Source organism: Bacillus sp. FSL R5-0576, from assembly GCF_038004765.1.
GTDB classification, from domain to species: Bacteria; Bacillota; Bacilli; order Bacillales; family Bacillaceae; genus Bacillus; species Bacillus subtilis.
Genome location: NZ_JBBORU010000001.1, coordinates 3,786,957 through 3,812,925 on the forward strand (window position 1 = coordinate 3,786,957; position 25,969 = coordinate 3,812,925).

General features: G+C 46.4%; 27 protein-coding genes and 1 pseudogene. 6 read left to right on the plus strand and 22 right to left on the minus strand.

The genetic code is table 11. The features are described from left to right. Positions 1-11: 11 nt before the first annotated feature. From hutI to NX903_RS19400, 3 genes are all read left to right on the plus strand, one after another. Positions 12-1,277 carry an imidazolonepropionase gene (hutI, locus tag NX903_RS19390; RefSeq protein WP_086344505.1) on the plus strand — a complete coding sequence of 422 codons (1,266 nt, stop codon included), beginning with the start codon at positions 12-14 and terminating at the stop codon, positions 1,275-1,277. Further along, the gene (gene hutG / locus NX903_RS19395; protein ID WP_003243908.1) at positions 1,270-2,229 is read left to right on the plus strand and encodes a formimidoylglutamase; all 960 of its coding nucleotides are present in this window, start codon (positions 1,270-1,272) and stop codon (positions 2,227-2,229) included. The genes hutI and hutG overlap by 8 nt, the downstream gene beginning before the upstream one ends. Before the next feature lie 75 nt (positions 2,230-2,304). After that, positions 2,305-3,732, plus strand: coding sequence for an amino acid permease (locus tag NX903_RS19400; protein ID WP_086344506.1), 1,428 nt, complete (start codon positions 2,305-2,307; stop codon positions 3,730-3,732). A gap of 42 nt (positions 3,733-3,774) precedes the next feature. Here NX903_RS19400 and NX903_RS19405 read toward each other — a convergent pair whose 3' ends face one another. From NX903_RS19405 to NX903_RS19490, 18 genes and pseudogenes are all read right to left on the minus strand, one after another. Next, positions 3,775-5,076 carry a pyrimidine-nucleoside phosphorylase gene (locus NX903_RS19405; RefSeq protein WP_086344507.1) on the minus strand — a complete coding sequence of 434 codons (1,302 nt, stop codon included), beginning with the start codon at positions 5,074-5,076 and terminating at the stop codon, positions 3,775-3,777. A 29-nt stretch (positions 5,077-5,105) separates the two neighbouring features. Then, positions 5,106-6,287: a nucleoside permease NupC gene (gene nupC, locus NX903_RS19410; RefSeq protein ID WP_003244143.1), complete on the minus strand. Its 1,182-nt coding sequence runs from the start codon at positions 6,285-6,287 to the stop codon at positions 5,106-5,108. A gap of 80 nt (positions 6,288-6,367) precedes the next feature. Then, positions 6,368-7,039 (minus strand): deoxyribose-phosphate aldolase, encoded by a 672-nt coding sequence (deoC, locus tag NX903_RS19415; protein ID WP_015385091.1) that lies wholly within the window; start codon positions 7,037-7,039, stop codon positions 6,368-6,370. Positions 7,040-7,144: 105 nt separating this feature from the next. Then, positions 7,145-8,086 (minus strand): DNA-binding transcriptional repressor DeoR, encoded by a 942-nt coding sequence (gene deoR, locus NX903_RS19420; RefSeq protein ID WP_014478458.1) that lies wholly within the window; start codon positions 8,084-8,086, stop codon positions 7,145-7,147. A gap of 133 nt (positions 8,087-8,219) precedes the next feature. Next, entirely contained in the window at positions 8,220-9,047 is an 828-nt protein-coding gene (locus tag NX903_RS19425) for a DUF1206 domain-containing protein (protein ID WP_015385093.1), read from the minus strand. Between the two features lie 71 nt (positions 9,048-9,118). Next, positions 9,119-10,231, minus strand: coding sequence for an ethanolamine utilization protein EutH (eutH, locus tag NX903_RS19430; RefSeq protein ID WP_086344508.1), 1,113 nt, complete (start codon positions 10,229-10,231; stop codon positions 9,119-9,121). 69 nt (positions 10,232-10,300) lie between these two features. Beyond that, on the minus strand, positions 10,301-11,638 hold the full coding sequence (locus NX903_RS19435) for an MmgE/PrpD family protein (protein WP_086344509.1): 1,338 nt from the start codon (positions 11,636-11,638) through the stop codon (positions 10,301-10,303). Further along, positions 11,635-12,777: an N-acetyl-sulfur-metabolite deacetylase SndB gene (gene sndB, locus NX903_RS19440; protein ID WP_024572312.1), complete on the minus strand. Its 1,143-nt coding sequence runs from the start codon at positions 12,775-12,777 to the stop codon at positions 11,635-11,637. Before sndB ends, NX903_RS19435 begins: the two co-directional genes overlap by 4 nt. 16 nt (positions 12,778-12,793) lie before the next feature. Beyond that, the gene (locus tag NX903_RS19445; protein ID WP_014481395.1) at positions 12,794-13,543 is read right to left on the minus strand and encodes an amino acid ABC transporter ATP-binding protein; all 750 of its coding nucleotides are present in this window, start codon (positions 13,541-13,543) and stop codon (positions 12,794-12,796) included. Between the two features lie 12 nt (positions 13,544-13,555). Then, positions 13,556-14,230: an amino acid ABC transporter permease gene (locus NX903_RS19450; protein ID WP_024572311.1), complete on the minus strand. Its 675-nt coding sequence runs from the start codon at positions 14,228-14,230 to the stop codon at positions 13,556-13,558. A 22-nt stretch (positions 14,231-14,252) separates the two neighbouring features. Then, on the minus strand, positions 14,253-15,047 hold the full coding sequence (locus tag NX903_RS19455; RefSeq protein WP_003227109.1) for an amino acid ABC transporter substrate-binding protein: 795 nt from the start codon (positions 15,045-15,047) through the stop codon (positions 14,253-14,255). Positions 15,048-15,071: 24 nt separating this feature from the next. Beyond that, positions 15,072-15,569, minus strand: coding sequence for a sulfur-containing aminoacid acetyltransferase SnaB (gene snaB / locus NX903_RS19460; protein WP_003227107.1), 498 nt, complete (start codon positions 15,567-15,569; stop codon positions 15,072-15,074). 13 nt (positions 15,570-15,582) lie between these two features. Further along, positions 15,583-16,908 carry an LLM class flavin-dependent oxidoreductase gene (locus NX903_RS19465; RefSeq protein WP_015385100.1) on the minus strand — a complete coding sequence of 442 codons (1,326 nt, stop codon included), beginning with the start codon at positions 16,906-16,908 and terminating at the stop codon, positions 15,583-15,585. Positions 16,909-17,093: 185 nt separating this feature from the next. Next, a pseudogene (locus NX903_RS19470) lies at positions 17,094-17,321 on the minus strand (hypothetical protein). Next, entirely contained in the window at positions 17,308-18,294 is a 987-nt protein-coding gene (yxeI, locus tag NX903_RS19475) for a penicillin V amidase (RefSeq protein WP_024572308.1), read from the minus strand. Before yxeI ends, NX903_RS19470 begins: the two are co-directional and overlap by 14 nt. Before the next feature lie 154 nt (positions 18,295-18,448). Then, positions 18,449-19,261 (minus strand): sugar-phosphatase, encoded by an 813-nt coding sequence (gene yidA, locus NX903_RS19480; RefSeq protein ID WP_042976846.1) that lies wholly within the window; start codon positions 19,259-19,261, stop codon positions 18,449-18,451. 39 nt (positions 19,262-19,300) lie between these two features. Then, positions 19,301-19,858: a hypothetical protein gene (locus tag NX903_RS19485; protein ID WP_086344510.1), complete on the minus strand. Its 558-nt coding sequence runs from the start codon at positions 19,856-19,858 to the stop codon at positions 19,301-19,303. Next, positions 19,839-20,273: a lipocalin family protein gene (locus NX903_RS19490; RefSeq protein WP_086344511.1), complete on the minus strand. Its 435-nt coding sequence runs from the start codon at positions 20,271-20,273 to the stop codon at positions 19,839-19,841. The genes NX903_RS19485 and NX903_RS19490 overlap by 20 nt, the downstream gene beginning before the upstream one ends. Positions 20,274-20,361: 88 nt before the next feature. Between NX903_RS19490 and cotNE the strand changes: the two genes are divergently transcribed. Together cotNE and NX903_RS19500 are read left to right on the plus strand one after the other, a co-directional pair. After that, the gene (cotNE, locus tag NX903_RS19495) at positions 20,362-20,727 is read left to right on the plus strand and encodes an inner spore coat protein CotNE (protein WP_003236354.1); all 366 of its coding nucleotides are present in this window, start codon (positions 20,362-20,364) and stop codon (positions 20,725-20,727) included. Between the two features lie 246 nt (positions 20,728-20,973). Beyond that, positions 20,974-21,327 (plus strand): hypothetical protein, encoded by a 354-nt coding sequence (locus NX903_RS19500; RefSeq protein WP_003236356.1) that lies wholly within the window; start codon positions 20,974-20,976, stop codon positions 21,325-21,327. A gap of 43 nt (positions 21,328-21,370) precedes the next feature. Here NX903_RS19500 and NX903_RS19505 read toward each other — a convergent pair whose 3' ends face one another. Then, complete coding sequence (locus NX903_RS19505) at positions 21,371-21,769, minus strand: hypothetical protein (protein ID WP_003243293.1); 399 nt, start codon at positions 21,767-21,769, stop codon at positions 21,371-21,373. Positions 21,770-21,946: 177 nt separating this feature from the next. Between NX903_RS19505 and NX903_RS19510 the strand changes: the two genes are divergently transcribed. Further along, a complete protein-coding gene (locus NX903_RS19510; RefSeq protein WP_015385106.1) occupies positions 21,947-22,912 on the plus strand; it encodes an iron-hydroxamate ABC transporter substrate-binding protein in 966 nt (321 codons plus the stop codon). A gap of 40 nt (positions 22,913-22,952) precedes the next feature. On the opposite strand, the gene NX903_RS19515 is transcribed toward NX903_RS19510, so the two are convergent. Genes NX903_RS19515 through yxdL form a run of 3 tightly spaced genes read right to left on the minus strand, consistent with a single transcriptional unit; the run spans position 22,953 to position 25,930 of the window. After that, complete coding sequence (locus tag NX903_RS19515) at positions 22,953-23,300, minus strand: YxeA family protein (RefSeq protein ID WP_024572303.1); 348 nt, start codon at positions 23,298-23,300, stop codon at positions 22,953-22,955. Between the two features lie 13 nt (positions 23,301-23,313). Then, complete coding sequence (gene yxdM / locus NX903_RS19520; protein WP_086344512.1) at positions 23,314-25,182, minus strand: ABC transporter permease YxdM; 1,869 nt, start codon at positions 25,180-25,182, stop codon at positions 23,314-23,316. Further along, on the minus strand, positions 25,157-25,930 hold the full coding sequence (gene yxdL / locus NX903_RS19525; protein WP_024572301.1) for an ABC transporter ATP-binding protein YxdL: 774 nt from the start codon (positions 25,928-25,930) through the stop codon (positions 25,157-25,159). Before yxdL ends, yxdM begins: the two co-directional genes overlap by 26 nt. Positions 25,931-25,969 lie beyond the last annotated feature (39 nt).

Here is a 25,969-nt window from a genome sequence, read left to right on the forward strand (position 1 = left end):
GGAGTGATGACATGCCAAAGCAAATTGATACGATTCTCATCAACATCGGTCAGCTTTTGACGATGGAAAGCAGCGGTCCGCGGGCAGGCAAAAGCATGCAGGATCTTCATGTGATCGAAGACGCTGTTGTCGGCATCCATGAACAGAAAATTGTGTTCGCCGGACAAAAAGGGGCTGAAGCCGGTTACGAGGCAGACGAAATCATTGACTGTTCGGGACGCCTTGTAACGCCTGGCCTCGTTGATCCGCACACCCATCTTGTATTTGGCGGATCTCGTGAAAAGGAGATGAACCTTAAGCTTCAGGGCATTTCATATTTGGATATTCTGGCGCAGGGCGGCGGGATTCTGTCTACAGTCAAGGATACCAGGGCGGCTTCAGAAGAAGAGCTGCTGCAAAAAGCCCATTTTCATCTGCAAAAAATGCTGTCCTACGGCACAACCACAGCAGAAGTGAAAAGCGGCTACGGCTTGGAAAAAGAGACAGAGCTCAAACAGTTGCGTGTCGCAAAAAAACTGCATGAAAGCCAGCCTGTTGACCTTGTTTCCACATTTATGGGAGCCCATGCGATTCCTCCCGAATATCAAAACGATCCAGATGAATTTCTGGATCAAATGCTTTCCCTTTTGCCGGAAATCAAAGAGCAGGAGCTCGCCAGCTTTGCTGATATTTTTACAGAAACAGGCGTTTTTACAGTCAGCCAATCCCGCCGTTATTTACAAAAAGTAGCTGAGGCGGGCTTCGGATTAAAAATACACGCAGATGAAATCGATCCGCTTGGAGGTGCTGAATTAGCAGGTGAGCTAAAGGCCGTCTCAGCCGACCATTTGGTAGGTGCATCGGACGAAGGCATAAAGAAATTGGCTGAGGCAGGAACGATCGCCGTCCTCTTGCCGGGCACGACATTTTATCTTGGCAAAAGCACATACGCCAGGGCAAGAGCTATGATTGATGAAGGGGTATGTGTCAGCTTGGCAACGGATTTTAACCCTGGCAGCTCGCCGACTGAAAATATCCAGCTGATCATGTCGATTGCCGCGCTTCATCTGAAGATGACTGCAGAAGAAATATGGCACGCGGTCACAGTCAATGCCGCATATGCCATAGGAAAAGGAGAAGAAGCCGGTCAGCTCAAAGCTGGCCGCTCAGCTGATCTTGTCATTTGGCAAGCCCCGAACTATATGTATATTCCGTATCACTACGGGGTCAATCATGTACATCAAGTCATGAAAAATGGAACAATTGTTGTCAACAGGGAGGGAGCCATTCTTGGATAAGTACCCTTTTCTCAGAGAGGCCGGATCTTCGTTTAAAGACCGGGATGTCACAAAAATGAGCGACCTGATCGCAACATGGGACGGCCAGGACATTAAGGGACCGGCGTTGATAGGTGTCCCCCTATCAAAATCCTCCATCAGTCATTCAGGCGCTTCCTTTGCACCCGGAACAATACGCCAGGCTCTGAAACATTCATCAGCCTATTCTGCTGAGCTTGGAGAGCACGTCGTATCAGAGCTTCTATATGACCTGGGGGATATCGATATTCATGTCACTGATATCGTAAAGTCACATCATCACATTTTCCAAACCATGCACGCTCTGCTTTCGGATCATCCGGATTGGGTGCCGCTCATACTTGGGGGAGATAACTCTATCAGCTACTCCACAATAAAAGCGATAGCACAAACAAAAGGAACGACAGCGGTGATTCAATTTGATGCCCATCACGATGTTCGCAATACGGAGGACGGGGGGCCGACAAACGGCACCCCCTTCCGCCGCCTTTTGGATGAAGAGATCATTGAAGGTCAACATTTGATCCAGCTGGGTATCAGAGAATTCAGCAACAGCCAGGCCTATGAAGCATATGCAAAAAAACATAACGTGAACATCCACACGATGGACATGATCCGGGAAAAAGGACTAATCCCAACGATAAAAGAGATTTTGCCTGTTGTTCAAGATAAAACAGATTTCATTTTTATATCTGTTGACATGGATGTCTTAGACCAGTCCCATGCACCCGGCTGTCCAGCGATTGGCCCGGGCGGCCTCTATACAGACGAATTGCTTGAAGCAGTCAAGTACATCGCACAACAGCCCAATGTTGCCGGGATTGAAATTGTTGAAGTCGACCCTACCCTCGATTTTCGAGATATGACAAGCAGAGCTGCAGCTCATGTTCTGTTACACGCATTAAAAGGAATGAAACTCTCCCCATTCAAGTGATCTTCTGGCAGGTTGTATTTTGGGTATAGGAAACTCATCTGCCTAATGAATGGCAGTTAAAAGGAGGGCGAGACAGTGAATCTTCAGGAGAACAGCAGCCAACAGCTAAAACGCACAATGAAAAGCAGGCACCTATTTATGATCTCATTGGGAGGCGTCATAGGCACAGGACTTTTCCTCAGTACCGGCTATACGCTACATCAAGCCGGACCCGGCGGTACGATACTCGCTTATGTAATCGGCGGGTTGATGATGTACCTCGTCATGCAATGTCTCGGCGAATTGTCGGTTGCCATGCCGGTGACCGGCTCTTTTCAAAAATATGCTACAACATTTATCGGTCCATCTACCGGTTTTATGGTCGGCATCATGTACTGGATCAATTGGGTGGTGACGGTAGGCTCTGAGTTTACCGCATCCGGTATTCTCATGCAGCGCTGGTTCCCTGACAGCAGTGTATGGATGTGGAGTGCGATTTTTGCAGCCCTTCTTTTTATATGCAACGCATTTTCAGTTAAGTTATTTGCGGAAACTGAATTTTGGTTTTCCAGCGTAAAGATTGTCACCATTATTTTATTTATCATTTTAGGAGGAGCCGCCATGTTTGGCCTGATCTCTTTAAACGGAACGGCGGATGCTCCTATGTTGTCAAACTTCACGGACCATGGCGGGTTGTTTCCGAATGGCTTTCTCGCCGTTTTTATCGCGATGATATCTGTGAGTTTTGCCTTTTCTGGTACAGAGTTAATCGGCGTTACAGCAGGAGAATCAGCAAATCCTCAAAAGGATATTCCGCGATCCATCCGTAATGTCGCATGGAGAACCGTGATTTTTTTCATTGGCGCTGTCTTCATATTATCCGGGTTGATTTCTTGGAAGGACGCAGGCGTGATTGAAAGCCCGTTTGTAGCCGTATTTGCGGAGATCGGAATCCCTTACGCTGCTGATATTATGAATTTCGTGATATTAACAGCCTTGCTGTCTGTCGCCAACTCAGGCTTATATGCTTCGACCCGTATGATGTGGTCTTTAGCAAATGAAAACATGATCAGCTCCCGTTTTAAGAAAGTGACATCTAAAGGCATTCCTTTAAATGCCTTAATGATCAGTATGGCTGTATCTTGTTTATCTCTCGTTTCCAGTATCGTGGCCCCTGGAACTGTCTATGTGGTGATGGTAGCAATTGCTGGATTTGCAGGAGTCGTGGTCTGGATGAGCATTGCCTTGTCCCAACTCTTGTTTCGAAAGAGATTTTTGAAAAAAGGGGGGGATGTAAAAGATCTGACATTTCGCACGCCGCTTTATCCTCTTATGCCTATAGCCGCTCTCTTATTATGTTCTGCTTCTTGTATCGGTCTTGCTTTTGATCCCAATCAAAGAATCGCACTTTTCTGCGGAGTTCCTTGTATCATCCTTTGCTATCTGATCTACCATTTCAAAAGAAGTGTTACAAAAGCGAAAAAAATCAGCCAAGAGGAATATCAGGCTGATCACATCCTGTAATCAAAAAAGCACACCCCACTCAGGATGGGATGTGCTTTATTTTTATTCAGTAATCAACGTATGAATCAGCTTCGGCGCCTTCGCTTCCGCGGCGATGCGGATGTTGTCATAGACTTTTGCGATGACTTCATCAACGTTTTCGCGGTTGGCGTAAAGCGTCACGAGCGGTTCGTCTTTTTCTACTTTGTCGCCGACCTTCTTGCGGAGAATGATGCCGACGGCTAAATCGATCTCATCTTCTTTTGTGGCGCGACCGGCACCTAACAGCATCGCCGCGACGCCGATTTCGTCCGCAACGATTTCAGAGACGACACCCGCTTCTTTGGCAGGCACATCAATTTGATATGCGGCTTGCGGAAGCTTAGACGGATCGTCAACAATTGAGCTGTCGCCGCCTTGGTTTTTCAGGAAATCCTTGAATTTCTCAAGTGCTTTGCCGTTTTTCATGACTTCTTCCAGCTTCGCTCTCGCTTCGTCCAATGTATCGGCTTTTTTCGCAAGCACAACCATCTGACTGCCGAGCGTTAAGACAAGCTCATGAAGATCCTCAGGCCCCTCGCCTTTGAGTGTGTCGATCGCTTCTTTGACTTCAAGCGCATTTCCGATCGCAAAGCCGAGTGGCTGGGACATGTCTGAAATGACAGCCATTGTTTGACGGCCGACGTTATTTCCGATGCGTACCATCGCTTTGGCAAGTTCAGCTGCGTCTTCTTCTGTTTTCATGAAGGCGCCCGCTCCCGTTTTTACGTCAAGCACGATGGCGTCCGCCCCGGCAGCGATTTTTTTGCTCATAATCGAGCTTGCAATGAGCGGAATGGAATTGACCGTTCCCGTTACATCACGAAGCGCGTACAGTTTTTTATCAGCCGGCGTTAAATTGCCGCTTTGGCCGATGACCGCAACCTTGTCGCGGTTCACAAGTTTAATAAATTCATCCTTCGTCAGTTCCACGTGGAAGCCGTCGATTGCCTCTAACTTATCAATCGTGCCGCCCGTATGGCCGAGGCCGCGGCCGGACATTTTGGCAACCGGTACGTCAAGAGCCGCAACAAGCGGAGCGAGAACGAGTGTTGTCGTGTCGCCGACGCCGCCGGTGGAGTGTTTATCCACTTTAATTCCTTCAATGGCAGAAAGATCAATCGTTTCACCGGAGTTCACCATAGCCATCGTCAAGTCCGCGCGTTCACGGTCACTCATATCCTGGAAGAAAATCGCCATAGCAAGCGCGCTTGCCTGATAATCAGGAATGCTTCCGTCTGTATAGCCGTTCACGAAAAATTGAATTTCTTCAGTGGTGAGTTCTTTTCCGTTTTGTTTTTTGATGATGATATCTACCATTCTCATGTTTGGTCACCGATCCTTTTCGATTAAGTTCAGTAAATCAAGCCCACAATTGCTGCTGATAAAAAGCTGACAAGCGTAGCACCGTATAATAATTTCAAGCCGAAACGAGCGACGACATTTCCTTGCTTTTCATTCAGTCCTTTTACGGCACCGGCAATGATTCCGATTGAGGAGAAGTTCGCAAATGACACAAGGAATACCGATACGATCGCTGTTGTACGGCCGCTGAAATGGAAACCGTTTTGCGTAAGCGACGTCATGGCGACAAATTCATTCGATACCATTTTTGTTGCCATAATGCTTCCCGCATTAACAGCTTCATTCCATGGGATACCCACAAGAAAAGCGAATGGAGCAAACACATATCCAAGAATGCCTTGGAACGAAATACCGAATACTGCATTAAAAATGCCATTGATCAAGGCAATAATCGCGACAAATCCAATCAGCATCGCAGCGACGACAACCGCTACTTTGAAACCGTCAAGAATGTATTCTCCGAGCACTTCGAAGAAGGATTGTTTTTCCTCTTCCTCAACACGAAGCATATCCTCTTCTTTTGCAACCTCGTACGGATTGATAATAGAAGCGATAATGAAACCGCCAAATAAGTTCAAAACAAGCGCTGTTACAACATATTCCGGTTTCAGCATTGTCATATACGCGCCGACAATCGACATTGATACAGTTGACATCGCAGATGCGCAAAGCGTGTACAAGCGCTGCTGATTTAAAAGACCGAGTTCTTTCTTCAAGGAGATAAATACTTCTGACTGCCCTAAAATCGCAGAAGCCACTGCGTTATACGATTCCAATCTTCCCATACCGTTTACCTTGCTGAGGGCAAGGCCGATATATCTAATGATAAACGGGAGGACTTTCCACTTTTGCAGAATCCCAATCAGAGCAGAAATAAACACGATCGGCAAGAGAACATTCATAAAGAATGTCGTTTGGTCCGCATTCACCAAGCCGCCAAACACAAAATTAATTCCCTCTGCCGCGTATTCAAGCAGGTAACCGAATCCTTTTGCAAATCCTCCCACGAGGAAATTCCCTATCCCGGTATTGAGGAGAATGTAGCCAAGAATAAATTGCAAAATGAGCATAACAACAATTGGGCGGATCTTAATTCTTTTTTTGCCGCTGCTCGCGATCCACGCGAGGCCTAAAAACACGATTAAACCGATAATCCCAATCAAATACTTCATATGTGTTTCTCCTTTATTTGTATTCGCTTACAATCACTGTTTCCTCAGAAAACGGAAAGCAGTCTGCCTTCCGTCAGCTCTTAATAGTTGTCTCCGCCTGATGCATTTTCTCCTTTTACGATAGAAACGCCTGCGCTGGCGCCAATTCGGCTTGCTCCGGCCTCTACCATTGTGTCTACATCTTCTTTCGTTCTGACGCCGCCAGATGCTTTCACGCCGATATCAGGTCCTACTGTTTTGCGCATTAAGGCGATATCTTCCTTCGTTGCGCCGCCTGTAGAAAAGCCTGTTGATGTTTTTACGAAATCGGCTCCCGCAGACACCGCTAAACGGCATGCACGTTCTTTTTCTTCATCAGTCAGAAGGCACGTTTCGATAATGACTTTGACAAGCGCTTTTCCGGCTGCAGCTTCCACTACACCGCGGATATCAGCTTCCACCACATCGTCTTCCTTGTCTTTTAAAGCGGCAATATTAATGACCATATCCACTTCAGTGGCGCCTTTTGAAATGGCGTCTTTTGTTTCGAACGCTTTTGTTTCAGTTGTATTGGCACCGAGCGGGAAGCCGATGACCGTACAAACGTCGACTCCAGTTCCCTTAAGCTCTTTTGCAGCAAGCTCCACCCATGTCGGATTGACACATACTGAAGCAAATTTGTATGTTTTCGCTTCTTCAATTAGTTTTAGAATTTCCGCTTTTTGTGTATGCGGTTTCAAAGCTGTATGATCAATTATGTTGGCTAATGACATCCTTCGCACACTTCCTTTTTTGTTAAGATATTTTTTAGCATAACCGACTTTTGAACATATGTAAATTGGTAATTGAAATTTTGTTCAACGAAAGGTTTGAACGTGTCACAAATCATTAACAAGCGCCCTCGCGGTATGCTGGTCAATGATTAAAACGTTGGCATATTTTCCGGTTAATGCTCCGTGAATGGAAGATACTTTTCTGCTTCCGCCGGCAACTAAAATGGAGCGTTCCTTCAGCCTGAGGTCTTCAAGCTCAACACCGATGGTCCGGTCATTGATGGCACTGCTGCAAATATTCCCTTTCGCATCAAAAAAGCGTGAACAAATATCCCCGACGGCCTGTTTTTTCAGCAGGGCTTTCTCTTCTTCGTTAAAATATCCGAGCCGAAACAACAGCGCTTCATCACGGACAGTCCCGACCGTAAAGAGAGCGATATTCGCCTGCTTGCCCATCTCAATAATCCGCTCAATATGACGGTCTTTCTCCACCATTCGCTTCACATCCGCATTATCAAACACGACGGGAAGCGGGAGATAGCGAGGCATCGTTTGAAAAGCCTCCGCAAACAGCTGAATCGTTTCAGCCGAATACGTGTTTACCCGGGAATGGCTGATGCCGCCTTTCAGCTGGACGACCTCGACGCCTTTTACTTGCTTCGGCTGCATGTTTTGCGCGATTTGATACATGGTGGTTCCCCAGCTGACGCCGACAATGTCGCCGTCTTTTACCGTTTCATGCATATATTCTGCACCATAGCGGCTTAGGTCATGTGTAATTCCTGCATAATCGGGTGTCGGGGAAAACACAACATGCGCCTCAAGGAGCCCGTATTTCTCTTCAAGTATGGAACCGAGCGCATCCAAATCCTCAAAAGGGTCCATGACGCGAATCTGGACATACCCTTTTTCCTTTGCATATTGCAGCAGCCGGGAAACGGTTGGCCTTGAAATGTTGAGCTGCTCAGCAATTTGCTGCTGACTGTAGTCAGACTGATAGTAAAGCCTTGCCGCTTCTATGCTTAATTGTTGTTTTTCCCGATCCATTCTGCACCTCCCTGTGGATCAGTCCTGATAAAACTGCTTTTGATTTGCTTTTATTATACAGGCTGGCGCCGGCTTTCATCCACCTGATTTCTAAGAAACTGAAAAACGCTCTGGGCGCGGACCTGCCCAGAGCTTACTTCTCCCAGGTCATATGCTGATAAATGCCTTTCATAATGGCGTACATTCCATATAGGATCAGGCCTAATGCCAATATAGACAGAATCAATTTGCCATGCGGCTGTTGCGCGAGTTCGGCGAGCGCGCCGTCAAAGCCTCTTGTGTCGTCGGGATCAGCGGTCATGGCTGTCTTGATCAGAAAATAGCCGATAGCAGAGAAAATAATGGCCCGGGCGATATTGCCTGCGCGTCCGGTGTTTTTCGTGATGCATATCATTTGTTTGTTCATTTTTGATGTATCAAATTCTTTCATAAAAGCAGCCCGAACGCCTTTCATAAATTGAACAATCGCAAATACGATAAAACCCGCACCCGTAAGCCCTGTGAGCCATTGGCCGAACGGCTGCGCCAATACATAAGCGGACCACGTCTGTTCTGAAGTGCCGCCGTCCCCTTGGCCAAACACAAATCGCAAGGCATTCCAAGCGATGGATGTGTAAACGGCGGCACTGAAAAAGTTTCCTATTCTCCGTGACAGGCCTCGCCTGCTGTTTCCGTGCCCCTCCGTGTCCTTGATCGCGCTTAACACCATCCAGATCACATAGCCGATAAGGCCGATGCCTATTAAAAAAAGCAATAGTGACCCATACGGCATGCGTGATAGCGTTTGGAGAGCTCCGCTCGAATCTTTCGCGCGGCCTGCCCCGGCAGCCGTCATAAAGGCCAAAACCCCAAGCAGAATAAAAACGCCGCCGAATGCAAAATAACCAAGCCTCCCGAATCGCTTGATCCAAGGCTTGGTTTCCTGTTTTATTTTTGACATGTACCGGTCTTTCACCGCCATGTGTCCAACCCTCTTTCACAGAAGTCTTTACTGTAACATTCCCGATTGGACAAAGTTGAAACAGCTCTGCCTCAGCTATGGCTGGCTGAGATACGTTTTTGCTGTTTAGCTGATTGTGCAGGTGTCATCCAAGCAGCCGCTGCGGCAGCTGTGACTCCGCCTGCTAATTTCCCAATGATCATGGCAGCCGCCATTTCTTTTTTCATTCCAGCCACAAAACCGAGATGGCTGCCGAGTACAAAGGCGCCGCTGACCGCAAACGCGACATTGATGACCTTTCCTCTCGGCGTCATATCCTTTAATGAAGCCAGCATTGGGATATGGTGCGCCAAAGAGGTCACCAAGCCTGCTGTTGCTGTCTCATCTAAATGAAGGTGTTTCCCCAGGGCCTGAAGCGGTTTTTTAAAGGTTTTTGTAATAAAAGCCGTCATTGGAAACGCCCCTGCCAGGGCAATGGCGATGGTCCCTGTCGTTTGTATCCCTGTCTCGACATTCTCCATTCCCGGAATCAGCACAATACCGGTCATCGTTTCAACGGAGACAGCTGCAAGCCCGATAATCGCAACAACACTGACCGCTTTCCCGAAGAGATGAAACAACCGAATCATACTGTCGGTATAACGCCATAATCCAAAAGCGATCACAGCAGATAACAGACTCGGGATCAGAAGGTTTTTACCTATCATGCCGATGTCAAAGCCCGCGCATAATCCGCCGATGAAACAACCGATCGGCACTGTGCACAGCCCGATTAATATGCCTTTCGCAAAATACGGATGATCCTCTATTTCGATGATGCCAAGAGCGACGGGAATCGTGAAGACGATTGCCGGTCCCATCATTGTTCCTAAAAACACCCATGAAAACAGTCCGGCCTGCGGATCTTTCGCCATTTCTCCAGCCAGCGCATATCCTCCCATATCAATCGCCAAAATGGTGTTCGCAAAGGAAGAAGGGTCCGCGCCAATCGCTGTGTAAAACGGAGCAACAATGGGAATCAGGATTGCTGCCAGCACGGGCGCCAGCGACACAATTCCGATCATGGACAGCGCCAGCGGCCCCATAGCCTTAAAGCCGTCCGCAAACCGCTCGCCTAGCCCCCATCTGTTTCCCAAACAATAATCCGCCGCTCCCCATAGTAAAAAGGCAGCCAAAATGAATACAACCGCGTCATTCACCGTCATGGTTTTCTCCTTTTTCAAACGTATGATTGGTTTTATCATATCATCTGAAATCACCGAATAGAGTTGATCTTATTCAATATGAGCTAAAAATTCTTTTATATCGGCTTTTTCAACGGCTGTTATGATGCTCCGCGCTTTTTCTTGCGGGACCGTTAATGTCAATTTTTCTATTATGTCTTCTTCAGACAGCTTATTTCCTGGCGCCCCTTTTGGGCAGTCCACACGCGCTTCGCAAATCCGGCCGTCTGATAAATAGGCCCGGACAATCGTGAAACGGCCTTTTGGAACGGCATGGGGAGCCGGCTGAGTAGCATTGTCATATACGCGCTGAATATGCCCTATTGTCGTTTGAATGCCGTTTGGGATCGGCTGGCTGTTGAAATGTTCAACGGTCAGGTCGTGTCCATGCAAAGCAAGAGCAATCACATATTCAACGCTGAAACGGCCTTCCTCTCCAGTTTTCGGAGATCTTTCCGTCAATGCAGCATCTCCGCCTGGCGGAAAAATCACTTCAATACGTTCGGTATTGGCAGCAGAAATGGTTTCTTCGGAGATAAGCTGTCGTACCGCATCTGCAGCATGGTGTGCCGCGGAACAAAATGGATAGATTTTAAACCATAGACCCGGCTGCACAATTCTCCACGGTGCCCCCCAATCGTTTAGCAAAGTATGTTGTGCTTTTTCAACGTCACCGTACAGACTGAAGAAACCAGTTTCTCCATCAAGTGCCGTGCGGGACCCGCCAAATTCTGATTGGGCCAGCTTAACGGCCAGCAAGCCAGCCTGAGCAGCCAGACCGGCGTGCAGCGGTTTCATTTCTGTTCCAAATTGCACCCTCATCCCAGCAGATTGCGTAGCCGCAAAACCAATCGCTTTTTCCAGCTTTTCCTGAGTCAGCTCCTCAGCATAACCTACGGCGCAGGCAGCAGCGATGGCACCAAGCGTACCTGTATTATGCCAGCCCTTCTCATAGTGGCGGCTGCCAATTGATTCTCCCAGCCGTGCCATCACTTCAACACCAACAACATAAGCGCCAAGAAGCCGCTCGTCATGTCCGCGAGCGGCAGAAGCAATAAGGGCCGGTACGATGACTGCACTGGGGTGTCCTCTTACATCGGAGTGGACATCATCAAAATCCAATGCATGGGCGATAAATCCATTGAGCATCGCGGATTGTAATGGCGCGGCCTTTTTGCCCTGTCCGATAACAGGAACAAGGGGCCGGCCTCCTTCATCCTCTATCAGACGGAGGAGCTTTTGAATTCCTTTATCTTCTCTTCCTGCGAATGAAGCGGCAGTAAAATCAAGTAATCCTTTTTTTGCTTCGTGAATCGCGTCAACTGAATGCTCAGGTTGTGACGTTCTCACAGCCTCTGCAAGACCTGCTGTCAGCCCTTGTTTGCTCATTTGATGGTCTCCAATACAATAACCGCCAGCTCCGCAAAGTATTGAGAGGCAACCGTAAGGGCTTCTTCATCCAGTGTAAAGGCCGGATGATGCCACTCCTCCGTCCCGTTCGTTCCCATCCAGACAAAAAATCCCGGAATCTTCTCTTGATACAGAGCGAAGTCTTCTCCGCCCGGAGACTGCTCAGCGTGAACGGTTTGATAGCCAAGCCGTGCCGCAGCTTCGGATGCCGCATTCAAAAATGTGCCGTCATTCTGAACGGAAGGCAAATAAGGAAACCACTTGAATTCTGCTTGTGCCCCATAGCCCGCTGCAATTCCTTCAGCCACTCGTCTCATATGCTCCGGAACAGCCTGCCTCGCTTCTTTTTGAAAGGTTCGAACCGTCCCCTCCATTTCAGCTTGGTCTGGAATCACGTTCCACGACGTGCCCGCCTGTACTCTTGTGATACTGACGACTGCGTTTTGCAGTGAGCTGATATTGCGGCTGACCACAGATTGCAGCCCGCTGATGATTTGCCCGGCTGCAGCGATTGGATCAATACTGTTATTCGGGATGCCGGCGTGTCCGCCTTTCCCTTTGATGACGATTTCAAACCGGTCAACACTTGCCATGAGCGGACCTTCCTTTACACCAATGGTCCCGACAGGCAGATCCGGCTTATTGTGCATGCCGAAAATCGCGGAAACGCCATCAAGTACGCCAGCTTCTATGACCTTTCTTGCTCCTGCGGCGATTTCTTCTGCCGGCTGAAAGATAAAGCGGACTGTACCTTTCAGCTCGGCCCTTCTTTGATTCAGCAACATCGCTGTGCCAATAATAGAAGCAGTATGAAAATCGTGTCCGCACGCATGCATTGTGCCATCAACCTTAGATGCAAACGGGAGATTCGTCTGTTCTTGGATCGGGAGCGCGTCAATATCCGCTCGTATTGCTATCACGGGGCCGTCTTCCCGTCCTTTGATTTCTGCAATCACGCCAGTCTCCAATTGAGGAACATCAAGTATTTCGATTTGCTCCTCCTCAAGCCAGCGGCGGATTTTTTTCGTCGTTTCAACCTCTTGAAATGACAGCTCAGGATGTTCATGAAGATCACGCCGCATATTGATTAAACAGGTATGAAACGCTTTGTCGGCCATTGTTCTTCTCCCCTTCTTATATAAGCTCTGCAGGCTCTCCCACCTGCTTGATAAATCGTTTCGTCCGTTCGTTTTTCGGATGGTCAAACAGTTCTTTTGGCGTTCCCTGCTCGATAATATGGCCGTCTGCCATAAAAATCACTTTATCAGCGACCTCTTTTGCAAACGCCATTTCGTGTGTAACAATGATCATCGTTGTTTGCTTTTCCGCAATGGATTTGATGACCTGAAGCACCCCTGTGACGAGCTCAGGGTCAAGCGCTGAAGTTGGTTCATCCAGCAAAATCGCATGCGGATTGACCGCAAGCGCCCGGGCGATGCCGATTCGCTGCTGCTGGCCGCCGGACATTGTGATCGGATAGCTGTCAGCCTTATGCTCCAGACCGACTTGTTTCAGAATCTCCATTCCAATACGTTTCGCTTCGTCGCGTGGTTTATGTTGAGCCACGATTAAAGCTTCTGTAATGTTTTGCAGAGCCGTTTTATTTTTAAACAGATTGTAGTTTTGAAAGACCATGGCCGTTTGCTGGCGAAGCCGATATGCTTCCTTGCGTGTAAACTTTTCCGCGTTCAGTTTGGCTTCTCCGATTTCAATAAGTCCTTGATCCGGACGCTCTAATAGATTTAAGCACCGGAGAAGCGTTGATTTTCCGGAACCGGACGGACCGATGATTGCCACCACTTCTCCGCGTTTCACTTCTAGATCGATTCCGTCGAGCACGACGAGATCTTTAAACGCTTTGCGAATATTTTTTACTGTTATCAACTGATTTCACCTCTAAGTCCGGTATGGCTTGCTCATGGCACGTTCAAACAAGTCCTGCAAAATGCTGTAGATCATGGTAAGAACCCAATAGACGATCGCAACCGCCAAGTAAGTCTCAAAATATTTGAGGTTTCCTGAAGCGTACATCTTCCCTTGGGCGAACATCTCCATGACCCCTAATGTAAAGGCCAGTGACGTTTCTTTCAGGAGCCCGATAAATGTATTGCCCGTTGCCGGAATCGCATTTCGGATCGCTTGCGGCAAAATAATCCGTCTGTATGCCTGAAATTTTGTCATACCGACAGACAGGCACGCCTCCAGCTGCCCGTCATCAACAGAATTGAGGGCGGCCCGGAAGATTTCTGCCAAATATGCTGCATTTTTTAAGCTTAACCCGATGATGGCAGCTGTGAGAGCTGTCATTTTGCTCATCTCTGGAAACAGCTGCGGCAGCCCGTAATAGATTAAGAACAGCTGCACCAGTGTCGGCACGCCTCGGAAAAAGGATATATACAGCTTTGACAGCTGATGAAGCACTGGAATTTTGTTCTTTGTAATGAGTGCGAGAATAAGTCCTCCGATAATGGCAAAAATCATAGCCGCTATGGCCATAAACAACGTGATCGGAAGGGCCTGAATTAAAGTCGGGAACGCTGATATCATGAATTCCCAATCAATCGTGTTCATTCTGGTGATTCACCGCCGTTTCTTAATGCTTCTGTTCTACTGTGATATCTTCATTAAAGTATTTTTCAGAGAGTTTTTTCAGTGTTCCGTCTTTACGCAATTCATCTAGGGCCTTATTGACTTTTTTGCGGAGCTTGTCGTGCGCATCGTCCTTGGCAAATGGGAATGCAACCTGTTCGTAAACAATCGGATCTCCTGCAAGCTTTAATGGCAAACCGGTCTTCTTGATTTGCGCGATCAATACAGTTCGGCTGTTGACATAAGCGTCTACACGGCCGTACGCAACATCCTTCAGCGTACCCTCTTGTGTTTCGTACGTTTTGATATTGATTTTTTTATCAGGATCTTTGCTTTCAAGGTTTTTCGCGTGATTTGAACCGAGAACGGCTGCGACTGTCTTGCCTTTTAAATCGTCTACTGATTTGATGTCTGTATTGTCTTTTTTGACGACAATCTGTGTTCCCGCATAAGCGTATGGTTTCGTAAAGTTATACGTTTCCTTACGTTCGTCTGTCACAGCTACCTGGTTGGAAATGGTGTCAAGCTTGCCTGTTTGAAGCTCTCCCATCAGCCCGCTGAATTCAAGCAGCTTCCAGTCCAGTTTCATGTCAATTTTCTTAGCGACTGCTTCCATCACTTCCACGTCAAAACCTGTCAGCTTTCCGTTTTCTTTATAAGCAAATGGGTAACTTTGTCCTGTCGCACCGACATGAAGCACATTGTCATCCTCTTTACTGCTGCTGTTTCCATTGCCGCAAGCTGAGAGCACCGCTAATAATGCAGCAACGACCAGCACTGTCCATTTTTTCATCTTCATTTGATTTTCCCGCCTTTTCTATTTTTATAGATCATGTCGCAATTGTTTTTTCATATAGACTGTGATATGCCCTTTTCCAAGGTCTTGTTCACCTGAGCGGACATATCCTTTTCGTTCGTACATCTCAATCAGCCACGGATGCTTATCCGCTGTTCCGAGTGAGACAAACGGAACCTTTAACGTATCGCGAAGGATTGTTTCCTCCAGCCATTGAAGCAGCTTTGTTCCGATTCCTTTTTTTCCGGTGTCGGGGTCCACAGCAAACCACCAGATATGCGGAACGCCATACGGTCCCGGCTGTTTTCCCCAAGGCATTCTCAAGGTGATAGTCGCGATGATCCGCCCGTCTTCTTCCATGACGTAGCAAGCATTTTCCCGAATATTTTTCAGCACCAAATCCAAATCCGCATGAGCGGCAGCAAAACGAATGCCGAGCTTTCGAATCGGTTCATAAGCCCGCAATGTCAGCTCGAGAAGCTGTTCGGCATCACGTTCAACTGCAAGGCGGTATTGTGGCTTCATCTAGCGTTCCTCCTTACTTTGCATAGCGGTTTACCGGCTTTTCCAAACCGAAGTGCTCTCGTAATGTTGTGCCTTCATATTCTTTTCTGAACACGCCGCGCTCCTGTAAAATCGGAACTACTTGATCAACAAACACTTCAATTCCTTCTGGAAGAAGCGGAGGCATGATGTTAAACCCGTCACACGCTTTCTTATCCACCCATTCCTGCATCTTGTCGGCGAGCTGCTCCGGCGTGCCGACGAAGATATGGTGGCCTCTGGAGCCTGCAACGTATTTGTAAAGCTCTCGTATCGTCATATTGTCCCTTTCAGCCATTTCCTGAACAAGCTTGAAGCGGCTCTTCACCGCATTAGAAGCTTCTGCGTCAAGCTTCGGCAGCGGCCCATCAAGCGGATATGCCGACAAATCAATTCCGCCTAAGTAATTTTGGAGAATTTGCAGACCGACAGATGGGATAATCAGATCTTGAAGCTCCTTGTATTTGGCTTGCGCTGCTTCTTCTGTATCGGCAATGATTGGGAAAATACCCGGCATGATGGCAATTTTTTCTGGATCACGTCCGAATTCCGCTGCCTGTTCTTTAATGGATTGATAAAATTCCTGAGCTGATTCCAGGTGGTTTTGTGCTGTGAAGATCACTTCTGCTGTTCTGGCAGCCAACGCTTTTCCGTCTCCTGATGATCCTGCCTGGATAATGACCGGCTGGCCCTGCGGCGTTCTTGAAACGTTCAGAGGTCCGCGAACCGAGAAATATTCTCCTTTGTGGTTCAGCTCGTGCATTTTTTCTTTGTCAAAGAATTCACCCGTTTCTTTATTACGGATAAAGGCGTCCTCTTCCCATGAATCCCAAAGCCCCTTTACAACTTCGACAAATTCCTCTGCCCGCTGATAGCGCAAATGGTGTTCAAGGTGCTTTTCACCGCTGAAATTCAGCGCTGTTGATTCAATAGATGAAGTGACGACGTTCCATCCGGCACGGCCGTTGGACAAATGATCCAATGACGCAAACTGTCTGGCAATATGGAATGGCTCGCTGTATGTAGTGGAGGCTGTTGCTGTCAGTCCGATTTTTGATGTGACCTGCGCCAAAGCAGAGAGCAGGGTGAATGGCTCAAACCTTGTTAATACATTTGGGTGTGATTTGCTGTCAATCGAAAGGCTGTCCGCTAAAAACAGCATATCAAGCTTGCCTCGCTCCGCTGTTTTCGCAAGCTCTTTAAAATAATCCAAATTCATGCTCGCATCTGACGGCGCGTCCGGGTGCCGCCAAGACGCGACGTGATGGCCTGTACCTGCTAAAAATACCCCTAATTTGATTTGTTTCTTTTTGCTTGTCATGACGATACTCCTTTTATCATGTTTTTAGGCTGAATAATCCGAAAAATAAACTCCTATATTCCTAGTCGTTTAATATGAATAAATCAAAATGTACCTTTGTCTTGGACGTTTGTCAATGAGTTAAGATTAATTTTTTCTATTCAAGCGAAAAGACCCTTGCGTGACCATGATGGAACGGCATTGATTCATTCAACTAGTGCAACCTCTATATCGGCAAGAAAACTGAGTCTAATGAAGCAAAGACTCAGTTTTCATCCAAGAATTTCATATAAGATTTCGCCATTTCCTTTGCCTTTTCTTCGCTTTTGCAAACCGCCTATCCATTCAGACGCCGTAACGATTGTATAAAAAAACAGCTGACTCCAGATATTCAAACCGGAATCAGCTGATTGATGTGAATTAATTAAGCTCATGAATACTCTCTTCTGCTTTAGCGGAAAACACTTTAGGCTCCAAACAGTCAAGGTCTTCATGAAATAAATTTACTTTTTGGATTTGCCGATTGTCATAGTGGTGGAAATAGTAGTTTCCAGTTTCGTTGCACATCACGGAAGTATATTGCGTATAATGAATTTCGTCTTCTTCCGTTATCACTGCGCCCTTTGGTATCGTCATATTTGCCAAAATTTGAAAAGCGGCTGTTACACCTTTCGTTTCATCGGCCGCCGGCTCTAGATGTTCTTTCAAATAAACAGCTCTGACAAACCGGGAAGGCGGTGTATAATCCCCCGGCAGACCAACAGTTCCTAAGCCTTGGCCAAAAGCAGAAAGGGCTAATCCGCCCATCTCTTTGCTCTCTAATTGCTTCGGTCTGATTCCTGTATATTGCTGCAGATTGGTTACATGCCATATAAAGTCGGGGCTGTTCGTCATGACACCAGGTTGATTATCATAGACTTTGAGGCCGTCTGCTCTCGGTTCTATCGTCAGGCTTCGGCCCGTCCGGTCTGACAATATCCAGTGAAGCGGTAAAACTGTATCCAATAGATCTAATTTTTTCTCTACAATCGTTAAAGATCGAATCTTTTCTTTTACGTCTTCCAAAGACTTACAGACTGACAGCACCCATGTCACAAACTCATGCGGGGCAATGTGAACGGTATCTTCCCGTATCGTTTTTTCGTACTCCGCATAGCCCGGAAAATAAAGTGCAGCACACGATAAACCGTTTTCATTAACGCCGTCTGCAAATAAAATATTACCAAGTTTTCTTCCCATACCGATAAATGCGTACTGTGTCTGATGGGCCTTTCCGTCAGCTTCGCTATTCCAACTGTAACGGCGCGGATAGAGAATCACCTCTGTCCCCAGCTGAAATGCAAAATCCATTGTTCTCGCTAATACATGTTTACGGTCAGCAGTTTCCAATGTAAGACTTGTGCACATTTGATCAGTCCCCTTTTCAATTCAGATTAATATCATACATATTGTGAACGAATTGGTTTTATCAGCATAACGAAAGTCAAATCGGTTCGTCAAAGAATTGACATTACATCAAATAAAACGAAAAAATCCAGCCTTTAGAAGGCTGGATTTTTTATTATTTAGCCAAAACAAGCTCGTGAATCGCATGCGCAACACCATGTTCATTATTGGAGCGTGTTTGAAAGTTTGCGGCTTCCAATACTTCTGGGATGGCGTTTGCCATGGCAACCCCGCAGCCCGCCCATTCGATCATTGTCAGGTCGTTCCCATTGTCGCCTATGCACATGACTTCCGCCTGTTCAATTCCAAGCAGCTGAGCCAGCTGGCGTACAGCATTTCCTTTGCTGGCTTCCGAGTGCAGAATCTCATAAAAGAAAGGCGCGCTTTTGACCATTGAATATTTTTCTCTCACGTCTTTTGGAATCGATGTAATGACGCGGCTTAAGTTCTCCGGCTTATCAATAAACATCACTTTCGGGATGAGGATATCTTTTGGCACCTCGTCAATCTTGCGGAAATGAAGCGGCACCTGTGTCACATAGGATTCGTATACGGTAAATTCGCTAATATCCCGGTTAGGCGTATACAAATTAGATGAGTCAAAGAAATGCATCGGCGTCTTCAGCTCTAAGCTCAGGTCATATAATGAAGCCAAATCATCATAACCGAGAGACAGCTCCGAGACCACTTCATTTGTATGCGTATTTTGAACAAGCGCTCCATTATACGCAATAACATAGTCGCCTTCTTCAATTAAATTCAGTTCATCTAAATATCTCTGCACACCCCCGATAGGCCGGCCGGTGCAAAGCACAATTTTGACACCTTCCGCTTTTGCCGCGTGAAGGGCGTCGCGGACCTCCTCTGTTACTTCATGATGATCATTTAAAAGTGTTCCATCCATATCAATTGCAATTAGTTTGTACATCCTGCATCTCCTTCATGTCGTTTTCAGGCTATAGTCCCATCATATCGTTTTTTCTTTTTGATATTCAACCGGAAGAGATGGTTTTCTCCGAATTCTATTTAGACGCCGCCCTTGTCTTCGGATACGCAAGCGCGGTTTCCGCTTTCTTTCTGCCTTGACGCCGTTTTCTGCTTTTTTCTGTTTCATCAGCAGAAAGCCGGCAGCTAAAAATGGAATGCCGGTTATATTCAAGATGGCAAGCTTCACACCCGCAGCGATTAAAAAGAATCCCCATGAAGATGATGGATTCCGCCTGATCATGACGTAAGCCGCCATTTCCAGAACGATCAGGATGGCATGAAGCACTATGCCATAAATCAGCAATACAAGGGCAAAAAACAAAACATAATTCACGATTGCCCCTGAGTACATCATAGCGCGCATCATTTGTATAAACGATAAGGACTGCATGGAGCCGCTGATGACATTAGGGTTATAGATCGTGTAGTCACTAAATAACTGTTTGACTTTGAGAAAAGCCCCTAATATAAATATCCACTGAATGATATGTAAAACAAGCCCCGCTGCCACCAGTCTTTCAGCTTTTTGATTTCTCATCTTTCTCCTCCCTGCCGGTCTTTGATTCGATTCTTGTCATCGTTTTTCTCTGTCCATTTTGCTCCCATATCAATGTCCCGTTTTCTCCTCTTATCAGCGTGCTTTTGAGCGGATAATAGGGGCCGAGGTACTGAATCTCGATAGACCCGTCAGTGCTTTGGGAAATCACCTTGTATGCCATAAAAGGCAGCTGTACCTCTCCTCTTCCTTCAATCACTTCCGTTTCCACAACCTCGTCTTCGGTAAATGTGACTGTTGCTGATTTCACACCGTCCGTTGGCCCGGGGGCACGCCCCTCATCCCACGTTCCGTAATAAAACGGCGTCTCTTCTTTTTGCTGCTGGCAGCCCGATACCATGATGCATACAGCAATTAAAAACAAAATGCCATATTTGTTTCTCAAGGGGCTCACCATCCTTTCCTCCTTTTTTGGGCGAATGCCGTGCCACTGTGCCAATGACTACATAAGTTATAAGGAATTCACCCACAAGGAGACTGATCACATGAACCCTTATCAATATTACAGCCCTCAGCTGCCTCAGCAGGAACCTTACTATAGCCACTATGAGTACAATTCTTATCCGCAGCAGGATGTATACGATCCATACCAAATGGACAGACAGCCGGCATTGGAAAGAAGAATCGCAGCACTTGAACGGCAAAATGAACAGCAGTCAAGAGAATTAACCCGTCTGACAAACGAAGACCGCCGTCAAAATCGGGAAATTGCACGGATTGCCGAACAGGTCAATCAGCTAAGCCAGGCTGTTGAACGCCATACACGCCGCCTAAATCGGCTCAATCAGCGCCTCCGCACAGTAGAAAACAGGCTGAATATCCCATTTACTGCAGGGGAAGGCGGTTTCTGAGCAAACAAAGAAAAAAAGCGGAATACGATTCTCCCATTTCAGGGTTTCGTTTTCCGCGATTCTTATATGTTAAAACGGAACATTTACATAAAAAGGGTTTGTACCCAGTATACAATCTTTACCGTTTTCATTCAAAGATAGAGGGGCTGAGGAAAATAATTGTAGTTCCTCTTTGACGGAATTTCTTTTCATTCAAGTTGCATGATAATACCGACTCACGTCAATCGATACATGGAGGGATCATTCATGCATAATACACAACACGGCTTGCAGCAGCTGAACCAATGCCGCCAAACTGCTCAGCAGCTCATTCAGCAAACACAGCAAAGCAGCCAGCAATATCGCCAAATGCTTCATCAGGAACAGCAAAACATCCAAATGCTGCAGCAGATTCTAAACCACGAACAACAAGCTGCACATACCATTCAGCAAGCACTGCACGGGCATGACATGGCGATTCAAAAGTGCCAGCAGGTTGTCAACATGTGCAACCAAATGCAACAGGAACTTACTGGACAATCCAGCGTCATGAATACGAATGTGTCTACACTTCCATTCGGCCAAAACACGCCATTTCAGCAGCAATCCTACCAGCAGTAACATATAAAAAGCTCAACACAATGCGAGTGTTGAGCTTTTTTTCTTACTGTTCTTTGCGAATATGTATATCCTGAATAGACTGTTTCGGTGCATGAAATCTGCTCTCGGCTTCACTTCTTGCCTCGGCAAAAGCCCGCGCCTCCACATGATCTTTGTAGACATCCAGCTGAATCAAATACAGCGGGCGCACTTTAAATCCATGAATAATGGTTACCGCCCATAACGGGACCACAATAAAAACACCGGGCAGATCGGGCAAAACAAAACCAAACGCAAAAATGAAAAAATAAATGATGCCGTACATGATCCACTTTCTATTTCTAACCTTGATGCCAATAAATAAAAAGGCAAAAAAACTGGTAATGGCAAAAGGCATGAAAATAAACAGCATCCACCAGCTATGCAGCCATTCCCAAGCGGCACCTCTTTTTGTAATTCCCATATTTCTCTCCTCCTATTTACCTATAATAATCGATTAGGCATACCGCGTCACCCATAAACGGGAAAAACTTTCTCCCTTAAAAATAGTGATAGACGGAGAACAGGTTTCTTGCTATATTATTAATTGATAATGATAATCATTACTAATCTATTGAGATACATAGTGGGAGGGTTCTTGATGAAAAAGAACATATTGCTCGTGGGCATGCTTGTGCTGCTTCTCATGTTTGTCAGCGCTTGCAGCGGCACGGCTTCTAAAGGGAGCTCAAGCGATTCTGCTTCCGAAAAAACAGAAATGAGAACATACAAATCACCAAAAGGGAACGTCAACATTCCTGCACATCCGAAACGCATCGTCACTGATTTTTATGCCGGTGAATTGCTGTCTGTCGGGGCCAATGTGGTCGGCTCAGGCTCATGGTCATTTGATAATCCGTTTTTAAAATCAAAGCTGAAAAATGTGAAGGATGTCGGTGATCCAATCAGCGTTGAAAAAGTGATGGAGCTTCAGCCTGACTTAATTGTTGTCATGAATGAAGAGAATGTTGATAAATTAAAGAAAATCGCTCCGACTGTTGTCATACCTTATAACACAGCGAAAAACGTAGAGGACACAGTCAGCATGTTCGGAGATATCGCCGGAGCGAAAGACAAAGCAAAATCATTTATGGCTGACTTTAACAAAAAAGCGGAAACAGCTAAAAAGAAAATTGCCGGCGTCATCGACAAAGATGCGACCTTCGGTATTTATGAAAACACAGACAAGGGCGAATTCTGGGTGTTCAATGACAATGGCGGACGCGGCGGCCAAGCTGTATACAATGCACTTGGGTTAAAAGCGCCTGAAAAAATTGAGCAAGATGTCATCAAAAAAGGAGAGATGAAACAGCTCTCTCAAGAGGTTATTCCTGAGTATGCCGCAGATTATATGTTCATTACGGATTACAACCCGAAAGGCGAAAGCAAAACACTCGACAAGCTGGAGAATTCCTCTATTTGGAAGAACCTTGACGCTGTTAAACATAATCGCGTGTTTATCAATGACTTTGACACGTTCTACCCGTACGACCCGATTTCTGTCAGCAAACAGGTGGATATCATCACCGACATGCTGATCAAACGGGCCGAAGAAAATAAAAAATAAAAAAACGGCACAGTCATGACGCTGTGCCGTTTTTTATGATTCACTTTAATTTTGACTGTACAAAGTCCGGCATATCTTCAAACTTGACTTCTTCCCAAGTCTCGACATACTTTCCTTTCGCCTTCACCTTCAAATACGCGTTCTTCCGAAGCTCTTTGCCGGCGAAAAAGGTCACTTCTTCTTTTTTTCCGGATGCATTGTATCCGTCTAATGTATACTCAGTACCGCCTGGGCTAAGATGTTTGCCATCTCGATCAATCTGCACATAGACATCTTGCTGGTGAATAAACGGATTAAATCTGTCTGTAACATCGTTATGAAAAAAGAGAAGCCCGCATATTACGGCAGCAGCCGCCAAGACGGCCAGGATTGCCATTGCTTTTTTCATCTTTGCACTCCCCTTACTTGTTCATTTTTTTCAAATAGCTTGACCGCACCGCGAGGAAGAATAGAAGCTGAAAAATGAAAAACCCTCCGATGGTAAGACTGAGCGGTCCCGCTACATCGGAATATCCTTCCACAGCCAATGTTCTCAAGGCAAACAGTGTATGCATGACGGCAATGACAAATGGAAAGAAGAAAAGAATGGCCAATTGTATTGTCACGCTTTGTGCCATTTCACGCTCGCTCAGGCCGATTTTGGCCAGTGAACGGTAGCGCTCCCGGTCTTCATCTAAATCAGTGAACAGCCTGAAATATAAGAAACTTGCTGCCGCGACAAAGAATACAATTGCGATAAACAGGCCGATAAATAAACTCAGGCTCGGCAGCTGCACCGTATCATAGTAAGTCCCGGCTTTTGAAGCAAAATCAGAATGCACGTCGATATAATTGCCGTAAATCTCATTTTGCAAGGATTGGCTGATCTCAAGACTGTCTTTCCAATGATCATAGCTGTAGCCGTATAATGACGCTTTATCACCGAGTGATTTCAGCTGATCAAAGGTTTGATCATTCACCGCGATGATGGCATTCAATGAGATCAGCGGTTTTTTGACTTCTTTTACCGACAGTTTTTGATCAGACATCTCCCCTTTTTGGTTCAGCAGCTTCAGCTGATCCGGCGCTTTGTTTTTGAAATTGCGGTCATACGTTCCCGGGAAATAGACAGCCTCGTCTTCTTTCAGGCCGTTCACTTTGACATGGAAGTATTTTGCCGCATCCGATTCACTGATCATGTAAACAGGGGGAACAGTATCTCCTTCCTGATAGCGAACATAGGAAACATCTATTTTGTCTTTCTTATACGTAAAGCCGTGTGTTTTCAATTCATGGTCAATATCTTTCAAATGAGTCTGTTCTTTTGGATTGTTGCTGTAAGATAAATACTCCATTTCATAAGCGGACTCTTCCGCCCCGACGGTCGATTTGTACATCGCGAGCACGCCTGTCGCAGTAAACGCAACCGCGGAAATAATGCTGACAATAAAGAACAGGCGGGCGTTGTCTTTTAAACGATAGACAAGGTCAGAAACCCAGATGACGTTTTTCCCGCGCAGATAAAAGGTTTTCCACTTCTTCAGCGCGCGCAGAATCCATATGCTGCTTTGGCTGAAAAAGAAATATGTTCCGATGACGGTGAGCAGTAAAATGATAAACGGTTCGGCCCCGTGGACATTGCCTTTAAGAACCATGCCGTACCCGCCGCAAAGACAGGCGATGCCGAATAAGGACAGAAGCACGGACGGCTTAGGCTCCGGCTTAATCTTGTCAGTGCCCTTTATTAATTTGATAACCGTATTTGATCTGACAAAAAGGATCGTAAACTGCGATAAAAAGAAAAATAAGAGCAGAAATCCGCAGGCCGTAATACCGAGCGCTTTCCAAGGCATATACAAAGGCAGCGCGTCCATTTCTAAAATATAAGCGCCGACCGTAAAGAATGTCTTTGAAAAAATGAATCCTCCGATAATGCCGGCTGCAATTGACATGACGCCGATGATCATATTTTCCGCAGTAATGAGCTTTCTCAGCTGCCCCGGCGTGATGCCCTGCATGAGCAGAATGCCGAATTCTTTATTTCTCGATTTCAAAAATGCGTTAACCGAATACAGAACAAATAAGAAAGAAAAAACAAAGATCATCCATTCCGCAGCGGTTAAGCCTTTTTTGGCGATATTATTCAGGTAGCCTTCCTTTAATGCCGGATGAAACAGGAACATCGCAAAGGTAAAGAAAATCAAAACGGAAAAGGCGCTGCTTAAAAAGAATGCAAGATAGGCCCTTTTGTTTCTCGTGACGTTTTTATAAGCGAACTGAAGAAAGGTCATTTGCGTTTCCCCCCAGCATAGACAGCACATCGAGAATTTGTTCATAAAATACTTGGCGGTTTTCCCCGCGGTAAATCTCATTAAACAGTTCACCGTCTTTTATAAAGATGACGCGGCGGCAGTAGCTTGCCGCAACAGGATCGTGGGTCACCATCAAAGCCGTGACTTGATCATCCTGATTCAGGCTCTGCATCGTTTCCATGACGTCTTTTGACGCTTTGGAATCAAGGTTGCCCGTCGGTTCATCGGCCAGGATGAGTGACGGCTTATGAATGACCGCTCTTGCGATGGCGGCACGCTGGCGCTGTCCTCCGGATACTTCAAACGTCCGTTTGTTGAGCAGGTTTTCGATTCCGAGCTTTGCCGCGATGCCTTGCAGTTTTTCTTCCATTACAGACGGTGCTTCTTTTTCAAGCGTTAACGGCAGCATGATATTTTCACCGATTGTCAGCGTGTCCAGAAGGTTGAAATCCTGAAACACAAATCCGAGCTGCTTGCGGCGGAAATGAGCGAGCTTTGTCCGCTTCAGGCGATGCGGGTTTTCTCCGTGAATCAGGATATCGCCTGAATCCGGACGGTCGATCGTTGAAATGATATTCAAAAGCGTTGTTTTTCCGGACCCGGACGGCCCCATTACCGCCGTGAACTCGCCTTCTTCTATTGAAAATGAAATTTGCTTTAAGGCCTGATAGGACACTTGTCCTTTATAGGTTTTATTTATATGTTTGACTTCAAGCATATTCGCCATGAAAATCCTCCTTATGGTTTTATTCTTGTTGATCTGGGC